We start from the raw sequence: 19,526 nt of genomic DNA on the forward strand, positions 1-19,526 counted from the left end.
AAAGAACTGGACTCAGCAGAGGACGACACGATGGCGAGGATGGTGAGAGAAATGTGGCCGGCGATGGGGCTGGCGCTGCTCGCGTCGCTGGTGGCCGCGGGTTGCGGTCTCAACGACGGGTTGGAACTCGATGATGATGTGGAGGTGCGTCTACAAGAACTCGACTCGTTCTGCACCGTCCAGGTGGAGGGCTACGGCGCGGTCGATGTCGAGGAGGACTACCTCCCCAGCGTGATTGCCTGTGAGAACGGCAACGCCCCCATGGAGGCACTCAAAGCTCAGGCGGTGGCCGCGCGTACCTACGCGGCCTTCATCGTCGCGGCGGAGCGTCGTCCGCTGATCCCAACCACGCGCGACCAGGTCTACGATTGCAGTCATGCCACGCCGGAGGCCAGGCACTACCAGGCGGTGCGGGAGACGGCCGGTCAGATGCTCACGCATCGGGGCCGTCTGGCCGCGGCCTTCTACGTGGCCGGCGCCATTCCCTCGACCAGCAGCTGCCGCCCGGCCGCAGGCGATCGCGATCCGACCGGTACCGAGAAGTGGGTGACCTACAACCAGGGGCGCACGGGATCGGATGTCCGGGGCACCCGGCTGGGAAGCCTGTCCAACCCCGCCAACCGCGGAGCGAAGAGCCAGAACGGCGCCGCCTGCCTGGCCAACGCCGGCTGGGGCTACGAACAGATTCTGCGAAGCTACTACGGTGACGACATCGGAATCGAGGTGCCGCCTAATAGTCAGTGTGCCGCCGGAGAGGGTACCCCTGGCGGGGGCGATGTCTGCTCACAGCTGAGCGCAGCTCCGAGTGGAGCCTCGGGTGGGGCCGGAGCCGGTGAGCCCAGCTGCACCGACAACAGCCAGGCGGTCGAGGTGTTGCCGCGCTCGGCCTGGAACGCGCGCCCCTCGCGCTACAACACGCCCACGCACACGCCCAACCGCATCTCGGTGCACCATACGGTGACCGCCAATAACGTCTCGGATGCCGCCGCGGCGGTGCGTCAGGTGCAGCAGATGCACTTTAATCGACGCTTCCACGACGTGGGCTATCACTTCCTGATCGGCTGGGACGGTCGCATCTTCCAGGGCACGCCCGAGAACAAGGTGGGCGCGCACGTCAAGAACCAGAACACCGGCAACCTGGGCATCGCGCTCCTGGGGAGTTTCCACCTGAGCACGCCTCCCTCCGAGGCGCAGCAGCAGAGCCTGGCTCGCCTGATCCGTCACCTGAGCGATAAGTACGACATCGAGATCAACCGCACCAACATCAAGGGGCACGGCGAGCGCATGGCCACGGCTTGCCCGGGTGGTCAGGTCTTGAGCCGCTTTGACGCGATTCTCGAGATGGCCCGCGCCGATGCAACCTGCTCGGGCGGTGACAGCGCGACGCCGGGCGAAGGCGAAGAGGACACCGAGGGGCAGGACGTGGCGTCGTATCGCTACGTGCGGGTCTCCGGTGTGGATCTGGAGCCGGTCAACAGCGAGAGCCCCCTGGATGGCTACGAGGTCGACGCGATCTATGTGGAGCGTCAGGACGGCTCGGTGGTCAACGCCGCGCGGGTGGCCTGCAGCCCCGGGGTGCAGAATCCGCAGGCTGCACTGGGCGCGCCGGATAACACCAGCTGCGACAATCGTGCGCAGACCGCTGCCGGCGTGGTGCCGGGCGCCGACCTGATCGTGGAGATGCAGGAGCCGGTGCGTCGTGGCGATATCCTCTACATCACCCAGGCGGCGTACCCGGTGGCGCTCTCGGAGTGCTCACCAAACGGAACCGCCAAGGTCAGCGTGTCGAACGACGGCTCGATCTGGAAGGTGTTGGACAACGCCGCCCAGGGCAACCAGCGCTGGACGCTGGGAACCGAGCACTTTGTCTACGATGAAGACGATGAGGCCGAGGGCCCCGGCGGTGGCATGGAGTTCATTTCGCCGCGTGCCGGCCACTGGTACCGCCGGGAGATGACGCTGAAGGTGGTGGCTTCGGACCCGAGCATCGTCAAGGTGCGCTACGAGGCCGAGCACGACAACTTCCACCTGGGGACCTCGGAGGACCGCTCCTCTAACTTTGAGATCGGATACACCTACCAGTTCCTCGGGGAGCGGGTGATCTTTGCCATCGGTCTGGACGCGGATGGTCAGGAAGTGGCACGTCGGGAGGTTCGCGTCACGATTACCGACTTTGACGGGACCATTCCCGAAGATAAGCGGGCCCTTCCGTACTACCCGGATGCCGAGATCAATTCGGCCAGCGCCGAGCGCATCGCCAGCGAAGGCGGCAAGTGTCTGAGCCCGCCGGCGGCCGCGCGTTGCTCCAACGGAAGCGGCGGGTACTCCACCGGTCATTGCTGGCGCTTTGTGAAGCGGGCGCTGGAGCGTGCCGGGGTGAACTACAACGCGCTTCAGGGCGCCGGCCCCTGCTCCAGCTACGAGTTCCAGCTGGCGGCGCGTGGCTTCCGCTGCAACGCTGACGCCAACCCCGACGTGTTGCGCCAGATCGGTCTGCAGAAGATCGACGTGCCTACCACCGAGGCCCCCCGCGGGGCGATCATCAGCTGGGAGAAGGGCTGTGCGGGCTACCACGCGCGCTACGGTCATATCGAAATCTCCCAGGGCAACGGCGTCGCCTGCTCCGACTACTGCGGTCGAATCCGGGCCAACGCTCCGACCTGCGCCAGCGTCTATGTGCCGATCAATTGAGCCTAAACGAGGTCTAGTGATGCATACTTCAAAGCAAAATAAGGCGTCCCGCAGCGTGATGGCGCTGCGGCGAATTCTGACCATCGCCGTGCTTCTGAGCCTGAGCGTGGGGTTCAGCGTGGGTTGTGAGCGGCAGACCTACACCCTCTCCGACGGCGATACGAAGGAGCCGGATGATGATCCCGACACCGGGGAGCCGGATCACGATCACGACGTGAACGGGCCCATCGATGAGGATGAGACGCACGGTCCGGATGATGACATGGAGCAGATTGAGGTTGGACTGCTCAATGGCTCCTGGCGTGCGGCGGTCTCCGAGGATGATCGCCCGATCGGGTATTTCGACATCTTCCACGACAAAGGCGCTACCACCGCCCAGGGCACCTTCTTGATGGCCAGCGGTCTCAGCGACATGCTCGATGGCACCAGCGGTGACCTGGCAAAGGTCGAACTCAACGGTGACGAGCTGGTGGTGAGCTTCAACCCGACCACCGACGAGGACGAGCTCTACACGATGGAGCTTACCAAGGCGTCGGCCGACCTCTTTACCGGGTCTCTCAGCGCGGCGCGCAACCCGGAGACCTTCGAGGTCACCCTGGGGCGGCGCGTGTTTGACGACGACGAGAGCGCTGAATAAGCCGGCGCGGCGTTTGCGCCGCTGACAGTGCTGTGAATAATGAGGGCCCTCTGGCGGTTTGTACGCGCCGAGGGCCCTTTTTTATGTCTTCCTCTCAACTCCCCCCTTCATTTTGAGCAAGTGAGCCTCTATGAGCGCGCCCGTTGCAATACAGATTCAAGTCCCCCGTCCCCAGACCCACCTTATCGAGGTGGAGATGCGCGTGATGGCGCTCTCCGAGGAGCAGGAGCTCGTGCTGCAGATGCCGGTGTGGAGTCCGGGCAGCTATCTGGTGCGTGAATACTCCCGGCACGTGCAGCGCTTTGCCGCCTTCGATCAAGACGGGGAACGCCTGGCCTTTGAGAAGATCGACAAAGCCAGCTGGAAGATCGATGCCTCCCGGGCCGAACAGGTGCGTGTGACCTATGAGGTGTATGCGCATGACCTGACGGTGCGGACCAACCACGTCGATACCAGCCACGCCTTCTTCAACTGTGTGGCGACCTGCATGTACCCTCAGGGGCGCTTACAGGATCCGGTGGAGTTGCATGTGGTCGCGCCCGAGGGCTGGCAGATCTTTTGCGGGTTGCCCCTGGCCGAGGGTTCCACAAGCTGCTTTGAGGCCGCAGACTTCGACGAACTCTTTGATACGCCGGTGGAGATAGGCCCCCATCCCTTCTTCGACTTTGAGATCGATGGCGTGCCGCACCGCTTCATGACCTGGGGGGAGAGCAACGCCGACTTTGATGCGCTCAAAGAGCACGTGCCTCGCCTGGTCAAGGTGAACACCGACATGTTTGGGGAGGTGCCCTACGAGCGCTACGTCTTTATCAACCACCTGGTCGACGGAAATTTCGGCGGGCTGGAGCATCGCCATAGCAGCGTCAACATGTTTGATGCGCGCGGCTTCGATCGAGTCAGCCAGGACGAGAAGGGCGACGTGGGCAAAAAGTACGGCAACTTTTTGCGCCTCTTATGCCACGAGCATTTTCACGCCTACCACGTTAAGCGATTGCGGCCGCAGGCGCTGGGGCCTTTTGACTACCAGAACGAGAACTACACCCACGATCTGTGGGCGGTCGAAGGCGTCACCAGCTACTACGATACCTACAACCTGATGCGGGCCGGGCTGCTCTCGCCAGCGGGCTACGTGGAGCTCTTGGAGAAGCGGGTGCTGGAGCTCTCGCAGTACCCGGGGCGCCTGCTGCATTCGCTGGAGATGGCGAGCTTCGATGCCTGGATCAAGTTTTACCGGCCCGATGAGAACACGCGAAACTCCACGGTCTCGTATTACCTCAAGGGAGAGCTGGTAAGTTGGGTGCTCGACCTGTGGATTCGGCTCAAGAGCGATGGCGAGCGCACGCTGGCCGATGTGCTTCGCAAGCTCTATCGAGAGCACTACCAGGCCCGCGACGAAGGCTACCCGCGCGGCGCGTTTGAGGCCGCCGTCGGTGAGATCAGTGGGGCCGATCCGACCGAGTTCTTCGATCGCTACATCCGCGGCACCGATGAAATCGCCTGGGAGGAGTTTCTGGCTCCGGTCGGCCTGCGTATCAGCGCGGTGTACGAGGAGCGAGGTGGGGCAAGCATCAAAGCGGTGACCCGGGCCGAAGACGACCGGCGAGTGGTGCGGGAGGTGCTGGGCGGAGGACCGGGGGAAGTGGCCGGATTGTGTGCGGGAGATGTCCTGGTGGCCATCGATCGCTGGGAGGTGGCCGAGCGCGACCCGGATGAACTCTTGATCGATTATAACGAGGGCGATGTGGTCGAAGTGCATGTGCTGCGCCGAGGGCGTCTGCACACGCTCACGATGACACTGGCCAAGCCCGGGCCGAAGTCTTACAAGCTGGAGGTGCGAGCGGACGCGTCGGAGCGCGCGCGCAACCTTCTCAAAGGCTGGCTGGGAGTGGAGACGTGGTGAAAAGAACGAACCAACTGGGAGCAGCGCTGCTCGTGGTCATGCTGGTGAGCATGCCGGGCTGGATGGTCGGGGCCCAAGAGCCGCAGGATCGCCTGCCCGATGACGTGTCTCGGGTGACCCGGGAGGTCTCCCAGGAGATCTACAGCCCCTATTGCCCGGGGAAAACGCTGGCGATGTGCCCCTCGGCCAACGCTGCCGTGGCCCGCATGGATATCCAGGAGATGGCCAGCCAGGGGATGGAGAAGGAGGCGATTAAAGCCGAGCTGATCGCGCGCTACGGAGAGGGCTTCGAAGTCGTCGAGCCGCCCCCCGAGGATAACGCCAAGCTCCTGGGCTCCATACTCGCCGGATTGCTGGTGGCGGTCGTCGCGGTGGTGGCGCTGGCGCGGCGCCGCCGCGGTGGGGACGGCTCTGCGGAGCTGGGCGCCGACGAAGGTAGCGCGCTGGAGGAGGGCGACGAGCTCGATGAGGACTATCTGGACGAGCTGCGTGAAGATTATCTGAGTTAAGCTCGGCGCCCAGCTGGTCCTCCGCCAGGTGGCAGAAAATCCGGGCGCTTCATCGGAATCAAGCGGTCGAAACGAAGCCCGGCGCAAAAGCGCCGGGCTTCGTTACTCTGGGACGCCCGGTTCGAAAGGGGGCTGATGGATGCTGACCCTCGGTCGTTCTAAGTGGTTGTACATAAAGCGTAAGTGGACGCTCTGGGGCCGGTGGGTTTGGCCGCCGGGGAGCGTCAGCCTCCCCGGGGGACGATGGAGAGAGCAGGCCCGTTAAGGTGAATCGAGCTGACCTCCGGTCCTTCGAGGGGAGCGAGTTTAAAAGAAAACCCCCGGCGCAAAGCGCCGGGGGTTCAGAGGTGCGATCGTTTGTAAGAGAGCCTCAGCCCTCGGAGGGGGTTTGCTCCGTGTCGCTCTCGGGAGCCGCGGTGTCACTTCCACCAGCGCTCTCGTCTTGCTGGACGGAGGCGTCGTCTTCGGCGCTGGCTGGTGCGGCGCTCGTTTCGACCTCGGGAGTAGCGGCGCGGGGGGAGGGCGCTTCGGCGGCGTCTTCGGTGCCCAGGCCCAGGCGATCGCGCAGAATATCACCGAGTGTGGCCGCCGAGGCCTCGTCCTCGGAGTAGTTGCGCATCTGGGAGGATTCGTCGTCGAGTTCGTCACGCTTGAGCGAGAGCCCGATGCGCTGGTTGGCGCGCTCAAAGCTCATGACCAGCGCTTCGACTTCCTGGCCCGGACGCACCACCTCGGAGGCGGCGTTGACCCGGTCGTTGCTCAGCTCCGAGATGTGAATGAGCCCCTCGACCCCTTCGGTCAGCTCGGCGAAGGCCCCGAAATCGGTGATGCGGGTGATGGTGGCTTTGACCTTCTGGCCGGGCTTGATCGTCTGTGCTGCCTGCTCCCAGGGATCGCCGGAGAGCTGCTTGATGCCCAGGCTAATGCGCTGGGTGTCGGCGTCGGCATCCAGGACGACGACCTCGACGTCCTGACCAACGTCGAAGTGCTCACGGGGGTTTTCGATCTTCTCAGTCCAGGAAAGATCGCTGACGTGGACCAGGCCCTCGACGCCCTCTTCCAGTTCGACGAAGAGTCCGAAGTCGGTGATGTTTTTAATCGGGCCTTGCTGGCGAGAACCCACCGGGTAGCGCTCGACCACCGCGTTCCACGGGTTCTCGGTGAGCGCCTTGACGCTCAGCGAGAGGCGCCGGTTTTCGGTGTCGATACTCAGGACCTTCACGGCGATGGTCTGCCCGATCTTGAGCACGTCCTGGGGATGGTTGATGCGCTCGGTCCAGCTGAGTTCTGTGACATGGACCAGCCCCTCAAGGCCCGGCTCCAGAGCCACAAACGCCCCGAAATCAGCCAGGCTCACCACCTCGCCCTCCAGCGTCTGTCCGGCGCTGTAGCGCTCCTCGATCTTGTCCCAGGGGTCGGCCAGGAGTTGCTTGCGGCCCAGTCCCAGGCGCTTCTTCGCCGGGTCCCAGGAGAGCACCACGACCTCGACCTCATCGCCCGGTCGCAGCAGCTCGGAGGGGTGATCGATGCGGCCCCAGCTCATGTTGGTCACGTGCAGCAGGCCGTCGATGCCGCCGATGTCCACAAAGGCGCCGAAGGGGGTGAGGTTGCGTACCGTGCCGGTGAAGCGTTGTCCCTCGGCCAGGCGTTCGATCAGCTCTTTGCGCTCGGCTTTGCGCTCGCGCTCCAGAATGGCTTTACGGCTGACGATGACGTTGCCGCGCTTTTTGTCGAATTCCGTGACCTGGAAAAGCGCGCGACGCCCGACGTAGGGCGTGACGTCGTTGACGCGGTGGAGGTCGACGTGACTCCGCGGCAAGAACGCTCGCAGTCCGATGTCGACCGAGAGGCCACCTTTGTTTTCGCCGGTGATGATGCCCTCGATCTCTTCGCCGGATGCGGCCAGGTGCTCAAGCCACTCCCAGGTCTGAAGTTTTTGGGCCTTGGTGTACGACGCGCTCCAGGCCTCGGCCTGAGGCTGCTCCACCAGGAGGGCAACCTCCTGGCCCGCGCTGAAGGGGAGTTCCTGGCCGAACTCTTCGCGCGCCACGTGGGCTTTGCGCTCCTGGCCGAGATCAAAAACCAGCGCCCGGTCGGTGGCGGCAATAAAGCTGGCGCGGACCACCGCGTTGTGCAGCGCGTCTTCGTCGAGGGTGCTTGCCAGTTGGGCGCGATCGAGGAGGGAGGGCTCGGACATAGCGAAGATCCGGGGTTGGACGAGTCAAAGGCCCGTCAACGGGGCTCGGAGGATGGCGGAAGACCGAAGGTTGTAGTGAGGGCTTCAGGTCGGTGTCAATAAGGGCTCAGGCGTTGTTCTTATCGCGCTTGCGAATAAAGACGCCACCGCCGGCTTTTTCGCGTCCGGCCAGGCGCTCTTTGGACGGGGTCTCCTGGTCCTGGTGGCAGCGCTTGCAGAAGAAGTCTTCGCCGGGACGAGGAGGGAAGGGCAGGAGGTCGGCGCGGCCGCACTCGGCACAGATGAAGTCCCAGGAGCTCTTGGCTTCCCGCTCTTTTTCACGCTGCTTGGCCTGCTCGGTGCGGGCCCAGGGAGAGTCCGATCCAAAGAGCGTGCGCGCGCAGCCAGTGCAGAGCACCTCTTCGAGCTTGGCACCTTTGGGCATGTAATCAAGCGTGTCTTTGCCCCCACATTCGCTACAGGTGATAGGCAGCATCACACGCGTGCCATGCTGGCGACGGGGGATGTGCTTCTTGGGGCCTCGCCGACGAGCGGCTCCGGCCTTACGGCAGGCCAGGCAGATCGCGCGCGTGCCGGGAGGTGGGGCCTGCGCGACGTCTTCGATCGCTTTACATTCGGCGCAGATTATCTTGGGCATGAGCGGATCCTATGAACTTGTAGGGGTGAGAAAGGTAGGAGGTCGGGCGAGTACCGAACGCGCCTGGTGGGGGGGGATGTTCCGGGCCAGGTGAGCTCCGACGCCAGCGTGCGCGCTCTGGGTAGGTTAGCGGCGCCGAGTTGTCAACGCCAGCGAGGTTCAAGAGGCATCACGTTGCCGCCGGGGCCGACGTGGTGGGGGGGCGCTGCACGCGCCTTGAGACCAGCGCCGCTGCGTGATCTGGCGTGCGGGAGCGCTCCTGGTTGTGGCCGTCGCGGAGGGGGGCTCGCGCGGCCCGAAGCTGGCATCGTGTGAGTGGGGGACTGCTGGTCACTCAGGGGGTGGGGCAAAGTGGCCCGGCGGTCGCGGCCCCGAAGGTGCTTGCCGGGCCACGTGCAGGTGTTCGGCCTCCGCGCTGTGTGAGGGGCAGAAGGGCGCCGGCCCCCTGGGACTCAGGGGTGAGCAAGCCGGTAGATATGGTCGTCGCCTTTGCGCGGGATGCCCCGTCCGTCGCGGTTGTTGGTGAGCACCCAGAGGGAGCCGTCGGCGGCTTGGACCACGGCGCGAAGTCGCCCCCACTCCTTCATGAAGAGCGCTTCGGAGTCGACGACCTCTTGCCCGTCGGGGCTCAGCTCCAGGCGCCAGAGGCGTTGGCCTCGAAGCGACGCGATGATGAGCTGGTCTTCCCACCCGGGGATGGCTCCCTGGACCAGGGCTGTCATTCCACTCCAGGACGCATCGGCGGGTTGCTGGACAAAGATCGGATCGCGAAAGCCCTCCTGGTTGGCCTGGCCGGTGACTTCGGGCCAGCCGTAGTTGTTTCCGGCTTCGATAAGGTTGATCTCGTCATCGCGACCCGGGCCGAACTCCGTGGCGTACATGCGGCCCTGGCTGTCCCAGGTCAGCCCCTGCACGTTGCGATGGCCCAGGGTGTAGACGTAGGAGTCCGGCGAAGGGTTGTCGTCGGGGATGCCGCCTTGCGAGGTCATGCGGAGAATTTTGCCGGCCAGGGAGTCGGGGGCCTGGGAGCGCTCCGGGACGGAGGCGTCACCGGTGCCCACGTAGAGCATGCCGTCGGGACCAAAGGCGATGCGCCCGCCGTTATGAATGCGGGCACGGGGAATGCCGCTGAAGATCACGTCGGCAGGGGCATCGGAGTCGGGGGCGAAGCGCGCGATGCGATTGTCGTCTTCGGTGGTGTAGTACACGTAGAGGAGGTTGTCGGTTTCAAACTCGGGAGAATGCGTGATGCCCAGCAGTCCGCCTTCGCCGGTGGCGTCGACGGGAAGGTTGCGGATGATCCGCACATGACCGTCGACGTATTCCACGACTCGGCCCCGGTCTCGCTCGGTCAAGAAGACGCGCTGGTCGGGGGGGATCGTGATCCCCCAGGGGGCTGCCAGGTCGGTGGCGACGACGGTGGCCTCCAGACGCTCAGAAGCACCGGACTCGCCTTCCTTAGAGTTCTCCTGGGTAGCGGACTCGGGTGTCCCGGATTCGGGGGCCGGGGTGGCGGGCTCCTCGGCCGATGGAAGGGAAGCGTCGTCGACCGGGACCGGGCGCTGTTTCGAGCAGGCCGCCGCGGCCGCGAGGAGCATCAGGGCGACGACGAAGACGCGAAGGTAGACAGACATCAAGGCCTCGATCGTTGCGGTGCCGCAGTGTTCGGAAGAGTGGCGCGCCGGTGAGGTTTATCCATGGGGTGATAGCGTAAGCAGGGAACGAGGAAGGGCCAGATCATGGCTGGCAGGAGGATACGATGTGCACGTTGATTGTGGCGACGCGATGCGCGCCAGATGTTCCACTCTTTGTCGTGGCGAATCGTGATGAGTCATTTGGTCGCCTGGCCGCGCCCCCAACCCTGCGTATCAGCGGCTCGATGCGGGTGCTCGCTCCGCGCGATGAGCAGGCCGGAGGTACCTGGCTGGGGCTCAACGAGGCCGGGCTCTTTGTGGCGATCACCAACCGCTTTGAAGTCGAGCGCCGCGATCACCATCGCTCCCGTGGTGAGCTGGTCTGGAACGCGCTGGCCCGCGAGGGTGTGGAGGGGGCGGTGGCGTACGCTCGCGCGCTCTCCCCTCGGGATTACGGTGGCTTTCATTTGATGATGGCCGATGCACAGGGGGCCGCCGTGGTCTGGAGCGATGGTGAGCGCTTGCAGCATCGTCGCTGGGCTCCTGGCTACTACGTCATCAGCGAACGAAGCTTCGGCGCCAGCCCCTCGATGCGTCTCGAGCGTCTGGAGGCTCGTCTTCATCCACTCCAGGCGCTTGATGCCGAGGTGCGCGATGAGCTTGTGCGGTGGATGGCCGAACGTGACGACGAGCATCCCTTTGAGGGCACCTGTGTTCATCTGCCGGAGTTCGATTACGGCACCCGCTCCTCGACGGTTGTTGCGCTGGGGGAGCAGGCGCGTTTTGAGTACTGTGAGGGGGCGCCATGTGACGGTGAATACCGGTCTTACGAGGCGTTGCTCCGGGAGCTCAGGCTGGCGTAACGCCGCGGACTAAAGGGGGGCGACACGTGAGCGCCGGTGAACTCCCGGGCGCCTGGATATGCACAGCACTGCGTCGGGCAGGGGCCGAGAAGGGTGAGGATTTTCGGTGGCCCCGTGCGACGAAAACCGTATCGGGTGAGGCTTTTCGGTGGCCGTGTGAGGCGACAACCGTATCGGTTGAGGTATTTCGGTCAGCGAGTGGGGTGCATACCCTGACGGGTGGGGGGTGTAGGCCTCAGTCTGCGCAAGAATGTCACGGTGACCAGGACTTTTGAGTCAGCGCGTGACGTGAAAACCATGTCGCCCAGGACTTTCAAGGCGCTGAGTGTGACAGTCTGTCACGGCAACCAGGACATTTGGGGTCGCCAGACCTGTTGAAAATCATGTCGGACATGGTTTTTCAGTCACTAAGTGTGACAGGTTGGCACAGGGGCAGGGGTGTTGGGGTCGGCAGACCCGTCGAATATCGTGTCGGGGATGGTTTTTCAGTCACGGAGTGGGGTGGATACGGTGTTCGGGAGGGTTTTTCGGCAGCTGAGTGTGCCAGGATGGCACCGTGAACGGTGATTGTAGGAGGGAGAGGGCGTCGATGAGGGGGGGAAGGTGTCGAGCGCCGGAGTTGTCCGGCAGCGAACACCGCCACGCGAGTGGAGACGGGGAGGTCGGGCGTTGTGTGAGGGGGAAGGGGCGTCGTGATGGGCGGCGCTTTAAATTTCTCCGCGAGCCGACTATACCTTCATCCTTACTCAAAGCGATCACGTCAGGTGAGGTAGGGCTTATGAACGAGTCAACCAGCGAGCTGGAGGGGCTGCGGAAGCTCCATGAGTTTACCCGGCATATGCTCTCGGGGGCGGAGCAGGGAGGGGCGCTGAATCGTCTGGTCGAAGCGACCCGCGAGTTGACCAACGCCGATCACGTCTACCTGTTTACCCACAGTGGGCGCGGGTTGGAGATTCGGGCCCGCGCGCTGAGTGAGCATGTTGAGGACGACGGCAAGGAAGAGGAGGGGTTTTCCTCTTCGATCGTCAACCGTGTCTGCGAGAGCGGTCAGCCGCTCTTGATCAATGATCTTCATAATCATCCAGTGCTGGGGCGAGCCCCGTCGATCATGGAGTTGAGCCTTCGGAGTGCGATTTGTGCGCCGTGTTATATGGGGCCGGCGATCAGCGGGGTGATTTACGCCTCGGTACATCGGATCACCGAGGCGTTTACGCCCTGGCACCTGGAGCTGCTCAAGGTTGCGGCCTCACAGGCCGGGCTTCTGCTAAACAGCGCGCTGGTCAGCGAGGCGCTTCGTGAGAGTGAGGCGCGTCATCGGGCGGTGGTGGAGATGTCGCGCTCGGCGATTGTGGTGGTGAGCCCCGAGAGGGTGCTTTTTGGCAATCGGGCCGCGCACCGGCTGTGGGGGATGAGTCCGCAGGCGTTTGCAGCGCGCGCACCCGGGGCGCTCTTTGATGGGTGGCGTTCGGGGGAGTTGCTGGAGGCGATGGAGGAGCGCCGGGCGGTGGAGAGCGCGGAGGCCTGGGCGGTGCGCGCTGACGGGAGCACGTTGAGCGTGGAGGCCAGCGCGCAGCCCATTGTGTTTGATGGGCGTCCGGCGGTGCAGTTGATGATCAGCGGGCTGGCCGAGAAGAAGGCGCTGCTGGCCGAGCGTCTGCGCATGGATCGCCTGGTAGTGATGGGGACGATGGCGGCCACGGTGGGCCATGAGATCAACAACCCGCTCTCTTACGTGCATGCCAACCTGGACTTCGCTCTGGAGGAGCTGGGCGACTGGCTGGAGCAGCGTGGTTATGCCGGGAAAAGCAGCGGTTTAGAGGAGGTCTTTGGGGGATTGCGCTCGGCGCTGGAGGGGGCCGAGAGGATTCGCGGGGTTGTGGAGAGCATTCAGAGTTTTTCGCGTTTGGAGCGTGGCGAGCGTACGGCCAGCTGGTTGGAGCAGCCGATGGAGTCTTCGTTGCGGATGGCGCGATCGGAGATGGGGCCGAAGGTCGAGGTGGGGTTAAGTCTCCTGGCGAGCGCTCCGGTGATGATGAGTCAGGCGCAGCTGGGGCAGATCTTCGTAAATCTGTTCATTAACGCGGCGCACGCGCTGCGGGAGTGCGCGGACGAAGCGCCCTGGATTGAGGTGCGATCCTGGCAGCAGGGCGACTGGGTCTGGGTGGAGTTTGAAGATAACGGCCCCGGTGTTGAGGAGGCGGTGCTTCCGCATATTTTTGAGCCCTTTGTCACGACCAAAGATGTCTCGGAGGGGACGGGGCTGGGGCTGGCGATCTGCCATCAGATCGTGGGGGATTGCGGCGGTTCGATCGAGGTGGGAGCCGGGGAGCGGGGGGGCTGTCTGGTGCGTCTGAAGTTGCCGGCGGCCAGTGAGCCGACCACGCAGATCTTCGAGGTGTTTGGTGACGAGGAGAGTCGGGTGCGTCGTGGTCGCGTGTTGGTGGTCGACCCTGATCCGGAGATGGTGGCGAGCCTGAAGCGCGTGCTTCAGACGCATCATGATGTGGATGTGGCCACCGAGGCTGAGGAGGCGCAGCGGGCGTTGGGGAGTGCGCATCCGGAGTATGATGTGGTGCTCTGCGACGTGCGTATTCGCGGCGGCGTGGGGCTGGAGACGGTGCAGTGGGTGCGTCGTCACGCGCCGCGCTACTGGGAACGTCTGGTGGCGATGAGTGCCAGCTCGTACCTGCGCTCGGAGCGTCTGTTACTCGACGAGCTGCCGAATCCCTGGTTACGCAAGCCCTTTGATCTGGCGCGTCTGCGGGGAACGGTGGCCAGCGTGATCGCGTCGGGCGAAGAGCGTAGTGCGCTGGCGTTGGCCTGTGAGACGCGTGGCAGGTCCGGGTTGAGCCTGGAAGAGCCCGGTGAGAGTTGACGCTGGCCGTCTTCGACGCCTAGCGTGAAGGTTTAGGTGCGAGGCGGCCGATGCGGGTATCGGACGTCCGCGAACCCTCGACGTGGAGAGAAAAGATGAGTGAGCGGGACGACGAACTCGCAGGGAAGGTCCGTCAGCTCTTTCCGGTGCGTGGCTCTGGTGGGGACGAGCGTGCCGAGGACGAGGAGACCGGAGAGCAGGGTGGGGCGTCGGAAAAAGAGCCCGCGGGGCTCGAAGAGGAGAGCCTCGAGGAGGTTGATAACGTCGTGCGCCTGCCTTTTGGCCGTCCGGAGCCGGTCACGTCGGTGGCTGAGAGCGTGGAGGTGCCCGTTGATCCGCAGGCCGGGGCGAAGTTAGCGCTCTTCACCCGGTTGATCGACGAGGGGATGGTCATGGTCATCCTGGATCCCCGGGTTGAGGGGGTTCAGGTTCCCCCGCAGTTTTACGGACAGCCCGAGCTTCGGCTCAATTTCTCCCATGACTTTCATCTGGTCGATTTTGACTACGATGTGCAGGGTGTGCGGGGCTCGCTCTCGTTTCAGGGGAAGCGGTTCTTCTGCAACATTCCCTGGGTGGCGATCCATATGCTCTACGCTCATGAGAGCGGTGAGGGGTATGTGTTTGAGCCGCGGGGGATGGGCCCCGAGCATTGAAGGGGGGCGCGTCGATGCCCTCGGGGGGGCTGCGTGTGTGGTCTGAGCGACGTGTGTGGTCTGACCGAGGGTCGGCATTTGGGGGATTTGGGGCTGGAATTACGCGAGCTTGAGCTGACCGAGGGTCGGCATTTGGGGCTGAAGTGGTCTGACCGAGGGTCGGCACATTTGACCGAAATTACGCGAATTTGAGCTGACCGAGGGTCGGCACATTTGACCGCATTCGGCATTCAGAGGGTCGGCGGATTTAGCCGAAATTACGCGAGCTTGAGCTGACCGAGGGTCGGCATTTGGGGCTGGAGTTACGCGAGCTTGAGCTGACCGAGGGTCGGCACATTTGACCGAAATTACGCGAGCTTGAACTGACCGAATGTCAGCACATTTGACCGAAATTACGCGAATTTGAGCTGACCGAGGGTCGGCATTCAGGGTTCTGGCGGAGGGGTGTTTTCGAAATGGTCGCGGATCTCCTGGCGCGCGTTTTCGTCGACCGGCGGGGTCATCGTGTAGCGCGTGCAAAGCGACATGGTTGCGCTGATCCCGACCAGGATCGCGGTGATCAGGGCGGCTTGCTTCCAGGACATCGTGTCGCGCTGCTCGATCATGCCCAGGGTGCGCAGGAGTTCGGCCGAAGGGGTGTGTTTTGGGGAGAGGGTCTGGCAGCGGATGGCCAGCTGACGAGCCTGTTGGCGGTGGGCGGTGTCGCCGCTGGATTCGAATTGCCCTGCGTAGTGTCGAGCCAGGAGCATGTGGGGCTCCAGGCGTACCGGAGAGAGCAGGACCGCCTGGCGCAGCAGGCCGACGGCTTCCTCGGTCTGCTGAGCATCCAGGAGTTCGCGGGCTTGGGCGGTGGCGTCCAGGGCGCGGCGATCGGCGGACTCGGAGTCGATCTGGGTCAGGCCGGTTTCGAGCGCGAGGGTGCGCAGGCGCTCGGCATCGGGGAGGACGCCCTCATCGCTCCAGAGGGCTTCGGCGCGCTCCAGATAGGGCTCGATCGTTTCAAGGGTCATAACGTGCTTGGAAAGGGGGGAAGGGAAGCTCAGCTCTTGGCGAGTTCCGGGGTGCGGTGAGCGGCTTTTTGCCGGGAGACCTCGGCGACAAAGGCCTGCAAGAGGCCGCAGGCGTGAGGGCTGGGGCGGTGGATGCGCTCGGCGTAGGCCATGGCTTCTTCAAAGGTCTGGCCCGGCGGTTTGTAATTCGTCAGGTAGTTGCGAAAGCGATCCAGGTTGCCCTCGCGTCCCAGCTCCGGATGGAACTGAGTGGCGATGACCGGTGTTCCGCGGAAACGCACCGCCTGATAAGGGCAGCGCTCGCTGGCGGCCAGATGCACGAGTTCGTCGGGCAGGGTGATCGCGCTGTCGTTATGGCCGAGCTGTGCGTCGAAGACCCGGGGAAGTTGGCCGAAGAGGGGATCGTGCTGGCCCTCGTCGGTCAACGTGATCGCAAAGGTTCCCAGCTCGGCGCGCGCCTCATCGTTGGCGAGGCGTCCGCCCAGGGCTTGAACCAGGGCCTGAAACCCGAAGCAGGAGGCGAACATCGGCATGCCCGAGGCGGCGATGTCTCGGGTCAGCGAGAGAAAGTCCTGGTGCCAATCAAAGCCGCCCTGGACCAGCGAGAAGGCGCCGGCGCCGCCGATCATGACCGCGTCGAAGCCGTTCAGGCTCAGGTCTGCGGCCGGGGCGGTGGCGATGTTGAACGTGCCAAAGTCCTCTCGCCCCAGCCCGCACTGGGAGGCAAAGGCGTCGAGCTCATGGAGCGCCATGGGATCGTCGGCGGTGCGGGCCTGCAGGAGCAGGATACGGAGCGGGGCGTTGGACATGGTGAGTCGGGGGGAGAGGTGCCGGAACACTGCCACGGCCACCGCAGCGAAGGCGCGAGGTGGCATCTTCGGGCGGCGCCCGTGGCGAACGAAGGGCCCGGTGGGCCCGGGCGTCGGTCGGAGGATAGCCGGGGGGAGGGTGGGAGCTCAAGCGCACATCGGGCGTATCGCTCGTATCGCCGTCGGGGGAGTGTGTCGGGTTGGTGAGGGGACGTAGCCCCCGGGTTGCGGGGGCTACGAGTAAGGCCAGCGTCGAGGAAGAAGGCCTCGGGGCCTGGCAAGCCGGGGGGGGTGAGGTCTAGGGGTTATTCGTCGCGAATCGCCCCGTTGGTGATCCAGGTCTGGATGTCTCCGAGTTCGCCCTCGCGCAGGCTGCCTTCGCCGGTCAGCGGGTTGTAGGGCATCGGGTAGCCCTCGATGCTCTCGTCGTTGATGAGCTTGAGCCAGAGGTAGCTCTGCTCGGGATTGCCGGGTTCGATCAGTTTGAGTCCGGGGCGTTGGACCGAGGCGTTGAAGAGGTGCTCGTAGGCATCTTCGCTGCGCAGGTCGAGGTCTTCGGCCGGGTTATTGCCGCCGTGGCACCCGCCGCAATTGGCCTGCAGCACTTTGGAGACTCGCCCCTTCCAGGTGACGCCCTCGCCGAGGAGGTTGAGGTTCTCGGGATCGTCGCTGTAGCTGCAGGAGGCGTAGTCGATGGCCGCGCTCATATCGGGCCAGGCCCCGTCGGCGGGGAGGCCTTCGACGAAGCAGAAGAGGGCCAGCATCTCGGGAATCGTCAGGGGCTGGTTGGCCAGGGGCATGCGCGAGCCGGCCACCGGCTGTCCCATCATGGTGCCGCGCATCCGCCCGATGAGGTAGCTACGCTCGGGGCTTCCCGGGGTGAGCAGCGAGACGGGACGCTCCTGGCGGGCGCCGTAGATGCCGTTGCGATTGAGATCGCCCTGGACGATGCCCACGGCGTTGAGCTCGTTGATTCGGTCGATCTGGTAGTTTCGGACCTCTCCGACCAGGTGTCGTCCTTCGTCGAGGATCCACCAGCGGGTGGTAAACGTGGCGTAGGGCAGGTCTTCGATGATGCCCTGGTCGTTGATGAAGGTGCGTACAAAGCGGCCGCCTCCCCAGATTTCTTCGCGGTCGATGGCAAGCGGCTCGCGCAGGAAGACGTGGAATCCCGGGCTGCCCACCTCGGGAAGGATGCCGGCCTCGCGGTAGTCCTGAATGTCGCCGGGGATGTACTCCACGTGGCCGATTTCGACCTCCGGGGCGTCGCGGTCCGCCATCATGAAGCGGTCGCCGGCCTGCTCGCAGCGGTCGTCGACCGAGGTCCAGTCGCCGGGTTGCACGTTGCAGGGGGCATTGATGGTGGCAAGGAAGTTTGCCGGCGTGCGTAGGTCCGGGTACTCGGACTGGTTATGGCAGACCCCGCCGTTGGGGCTGCAGGTGCGTGTGATCACCTTTTTGTGGAGATCGTTTCCGGTGCGGTAGAGCTCGATGGCTTCCAGCACCATGGCGTTGTCGCCCTGGTAGGTAGGGGCCTGGTCGGTGCTCTCATGACCGAAATTCGGGCGCTGGGGTTCGAAGGGGGAGAACTCACCAAGGGCCTGGTCGGAGAAGTCCGGGCCGCAGGCCGGGGCGCCTACCAGAAGGGCGGCGCAGGCAACAACAAAGGAGAGGCGTTGGGCAGACATCGGGGGCTCTCAGGCGAAGAGATCGTCAAAGGGGCGATCGGCCGGGAAGAACTCGCGGTGGTCGCAGCCCAGGGCGTCCATCAGGGTCTTGAGCAGCGAGCGGTAGGAGTAGACCTGACCCTCGGGGGCCAGGTCGGAGGGGCGGGTCATGCCCAGGGAGCGGCCGCCCTTGCCGGCGGCGGTGATCAGGCCGCCCATCACCGGCATCGACATCCAGCGGGTGGCGTAGTCTCCGGCGTGGTCGCTGCCGCGAGCGGAGTTAAAGCGGCTGCCGCGGGCGGTGCGACCGAACTCGCTGCCGCAGACCACCAGGGTGTGATCCCAGTAGGTGCCGCCTTCGGGGTGGCTCATGGCTTTGAGGGCGACCTCCAGGCCGCTCAACAGGTGGCCCAGCTCCTCGATGTGACGCGGGAGCCCGTTCTCCTCGCCGGAGTGCATGTCGTAGGAGCCCTGGTTGAAGTAGACCGCCGGGCAGCCGAAGTGGAAGAGGCGCAGTGCCAGACGTACGTTTCGGGCGGCGCGGCTGTTGCCGAAGATCGTGGCCAGATCCTGATTGCTCAGCCCGTCGATGGGTTCGTCGGAGCCGTTGCGAATCTTGAGGACGTCGTCGTTGAAGATCTCGGCGTAGAGTTCGGTGGCGGCGCGGGTCTGCATGTAGGCGTCGACCGGTGCGCGGTTCTGGGGGTGATGGACGTCGCGGTAGCGCTGGTCGACGGAGGCCGACATCATCTGAGCCCACTCCGGCAGGGTGTTAGCGGCCGAGAAACCAAAGCTCTCAAAGCCATCGCCCTGCATCACGGGGGGGCGGTGGGCGGCGTAGATACCCGAGCCCAGGGCCATCCCGGAGTCCCCCAGGGAGAAGGCCGGAAGGGCCACCTCTCCGCGCTGACGAGCGGCCTCAAAACGCTCGCGCAGCCCGTAATTGATCATGGTCAGAAAAGAGGTGCCCCCGCCGACATAGCCGGTGTTAAAGCGCTGCAATCCGGTGTTGTGGTTGCCGTCGGCCCGGGCCGAGAGGGGCTCGTGATCGATGCAGGGGAGCACGGCGATCTGGTCGGCCATCTCGGTGAGCGGACGCATGCCCAGGGCGGCGCGCTGGGCGCCCTGGTCGCCGTTGAGCCAGCCGGCAAGTTCGAAGAGTTTGCCCACCCCCCACTCGGCGCCGCTGGCGACGTTTTCGGCTTTGCCAAAGGGGTTGAACTCGGCGGCGGCGTCGCTGTTGAAGGCTGCGGTGAAGCGGAAGCCGCCGGAGAGGCGGATGTAGATCAGGTGTTTGGCCGCTCCCCGCGCTTCGGTTTGCGCGATGGCGCTGTTGGGGATCCAGATGTGAGGCATGGCGATGGAGGCCGCGGCTACGCCCAGGCCTTTTAAAAAGGAGCGCCGCCCGAACTTGATACCACTGGAGTCTGCGTTGTCTGACATC

General features: G+C 64.5%; 14 protein-coding genes. 7 read left to right on the forward strand and 7 right to left on the reverse strand.

From position 1 onward, the window contains the following. Nucleotides 1-39 precede the first annotated feature (39 nt). The 4 genes from DL240_RS08040 to DL240_RS08055 all read left to right on the forward strand — a co-directional run bounded on the left by DL240_RS08040 (nt 40) and on the right by DL240_RS08055 (nt 5,737). Nucleotides 40-2,691: an N-acetylmuramoyl-L-alanine amidase gene (locus tag DL240_RS08040; RefSeq protein WP_158542435.1), complete on the forward strand. Its 2,652-nt coding sequence runs from the start codon at nt 40-42 to the stop codon at nt 2,689-2,691. 19 nt (nt 2,692-2,710) lie between these two features. Beyond that, nucleotides 2,711-3,328 (forward strand): hypothetical protein, encoded by a 618-nt coding sequence (locus tag DL240_RS08045; protein WP_111729366.1) that lies wholly within the window; start codon nt 2,711-2,713, stop codon nt 3,326-3,328. Nucleotides 3,329-3,458: 130 nt separating this feature from the next. Then, nucleotides 3,459-5,228, forward strand: a complete 1,770-nt coding sequence (locus DL240_RS08050; RefSeq protein ID WP_111729367.1) for a M61 family metallopeptidase — start codon at nt 3,459-3,461, stop codon at nt 5,226-5,228. Continuing rightward, complete coding sequence (locus DL240_RS08055; protein WP_111729368.1) at nt 5,225-5,737, forward strand: cytochrome c-type biogenesis protein CcmH; 513 nt, start codon at nt 5,225-5,227, stop codon at nt 5,735-5,737. Before DL240_RS08050 ends, DL240_RS08055 begins: the two co-directional genes overlap by 4 nt. Nucleotides 5,738-6,107: 370 nt before the next feature. Here the strand turns inward: DL240_RS08055 and DL240_RS08060 are convergent, their stop codons facing one another. From DL240_RS08060 to DL240_RS08070, 3 genes are all read right to left on the reverse strand, one after another. After that, nucleotides 6,108-7,934 carry a 30S ribosomal protein S1 gene (locus tag DL240_RS08060; RefSeq protein ID WP_111729369.1) on the reverse strand — a complete coding sequence of 609 codons (1,827 nt, stop codon included), beginning with the start codon at nt 7,932-7,934 and terminating at the stop codon, nt 6,108-6,110. Between the two features lie 106 nt (nt 7,935-8,040). Further along, nucleotides 8,041-8,571 carry a hypothetical protein gene (locus DL240_RS08065; RefSeq protein ID WP_111729370.1) on the reverse strand — a complete coding sequence of 177 codons (531 nt, stop codon included), beginning with the start codon at nt 8,569-8,571 and terminating at the stop codon, nt 8,041-8,043. 452 nt (nt 8,572-9,023) lie between these two features. Then, nucleotides 9,024-10,205 carry a PQQ-dependent sugar dehydrogenase gene (locus DL240_RS08070; RefSeq protein WP_111729371.1) on the reverse strand — a complete coding sequence of 394 codons (1,182 nt, stop codon included), beginning with the start codon at nt 10,203-10,205 and terminating at the stop codon, nt 9,024-9,026. Nucleotides 10,206-10,330: 125 nt separating this feature from the next. Here DL240_RS08070 and DL240_RS08075 point away from each other — a divergent pair, with 125 nt between their 5' ends. The 3 genes from DL240_RS08075 to DL240_RS08085 all read left to right on the forward strand — a co-directional run bounded on the left by DL240_RS08075 (nt 10,331) and on the right by DL240_RS08085 (nt 14,596). After that, entirely contained in the window at nt 10,331-11,068 is a 738-nt protein-coding gene (locus tag DL240_RS08075; RefSeq protein ID WP_111729372.1) for an NRDE family protein, read from the forward strand. 778 nt (nt 11,069-11,846) lie between these two features. Continuing rightward, on the forward strand, nt 11,847-13,943 hold the full coding sequence (locus DL240_RS08080) for a hybrid sensor histidine kinase/response regulator (RefSeq protein ID WP_158542436.1): 2,097 nt from the start codon (nt 11,847-11,849) through the stop codon (nt 13,941-13,943). 95 nt (nt 13,944-14,038) lie between these two features. Beyond that, on the forward strand, nt 14,039-14,596 hold the full coding sequence (locus tag DL240_RS08085) for a ClpXP protease specificity-enhancing factor SspB (protein WP_158542437.1): 558 nt from the start codon (nt 14,039-14,041) through the stop codon (nt 14,594-14,596). Between the two features lie 425 nt (nt 14,597-15,021). Here DL240_RS08085 and DL240_RS08090 read toward each other — a convergent pair whose 3' ends face one another. The 4 genes from DL240_RS08090 to DL240_RS08105 all read right to left on the reverse strand — a co-directional run bounded on the left by DL240_RS08090 (nt 15,022) and on the right by DL240_RS08105 (nt 19,525). Next, complete coding sequence (locus DL240_RS08090) at nt 15,022-15,606, reverse strand: hypothetical protein (protein WP_111729375.1); 585 nt, start codon at nt 15,604-15,606, stop codon at nt 15,022-15,024. Nucleotides 15,607-15,635: 29 nt separating this feature from the next. Beyond that, a complete protein-coding gene (locus DL240_RS08095) occupies nt 15,636-16,415 on the reverse strand; it encodes a type 1 glutamine amidotransferase (RefSeq protein ID WP_158542438.1) in 780 nt (259 codons plus the stop codon). A gap of 305 nt (nt 16,416-16,720) precedes the next feature. Next, nucleotides 16,721-18,103, reverse strand: a complete 1,383-nt coding sequence (locus tag DL240_RS08100) for a c-type cytochrome domain-containing protein (RefSeq protein ID WP_199589768.1) — start codon at nt 18,101-18,103, stop codon at nt 16,721-16,723. A gap of 9 nt (nt 18,104-18,112) precedes the next feature. Then, nucleotides 18,113-19,525 carry a DUF1501 domain-containing protein gene (locus DL240_RS08105; protein ID WP_111729377.1) on the reverse strand — a complete coding sequence of 471 codons (1,413 nt, stop codon included), beginning with the start codon at nt 19,523-19,525 and terminating at the stop codon, nt 18,113-18,115. Nucleotide 19,526: the final 1 nt, after the last annotated feature.

It is taken from the genome of Lujinxingia litoralis, assembly GCF_003260125.1.
Lineage (GTDB): Bacteria > Myxococcota_A > Bradymonadia > Bradymonadales > Bradymonadaceae > Lujinxingia > Lujinxingia litoralis.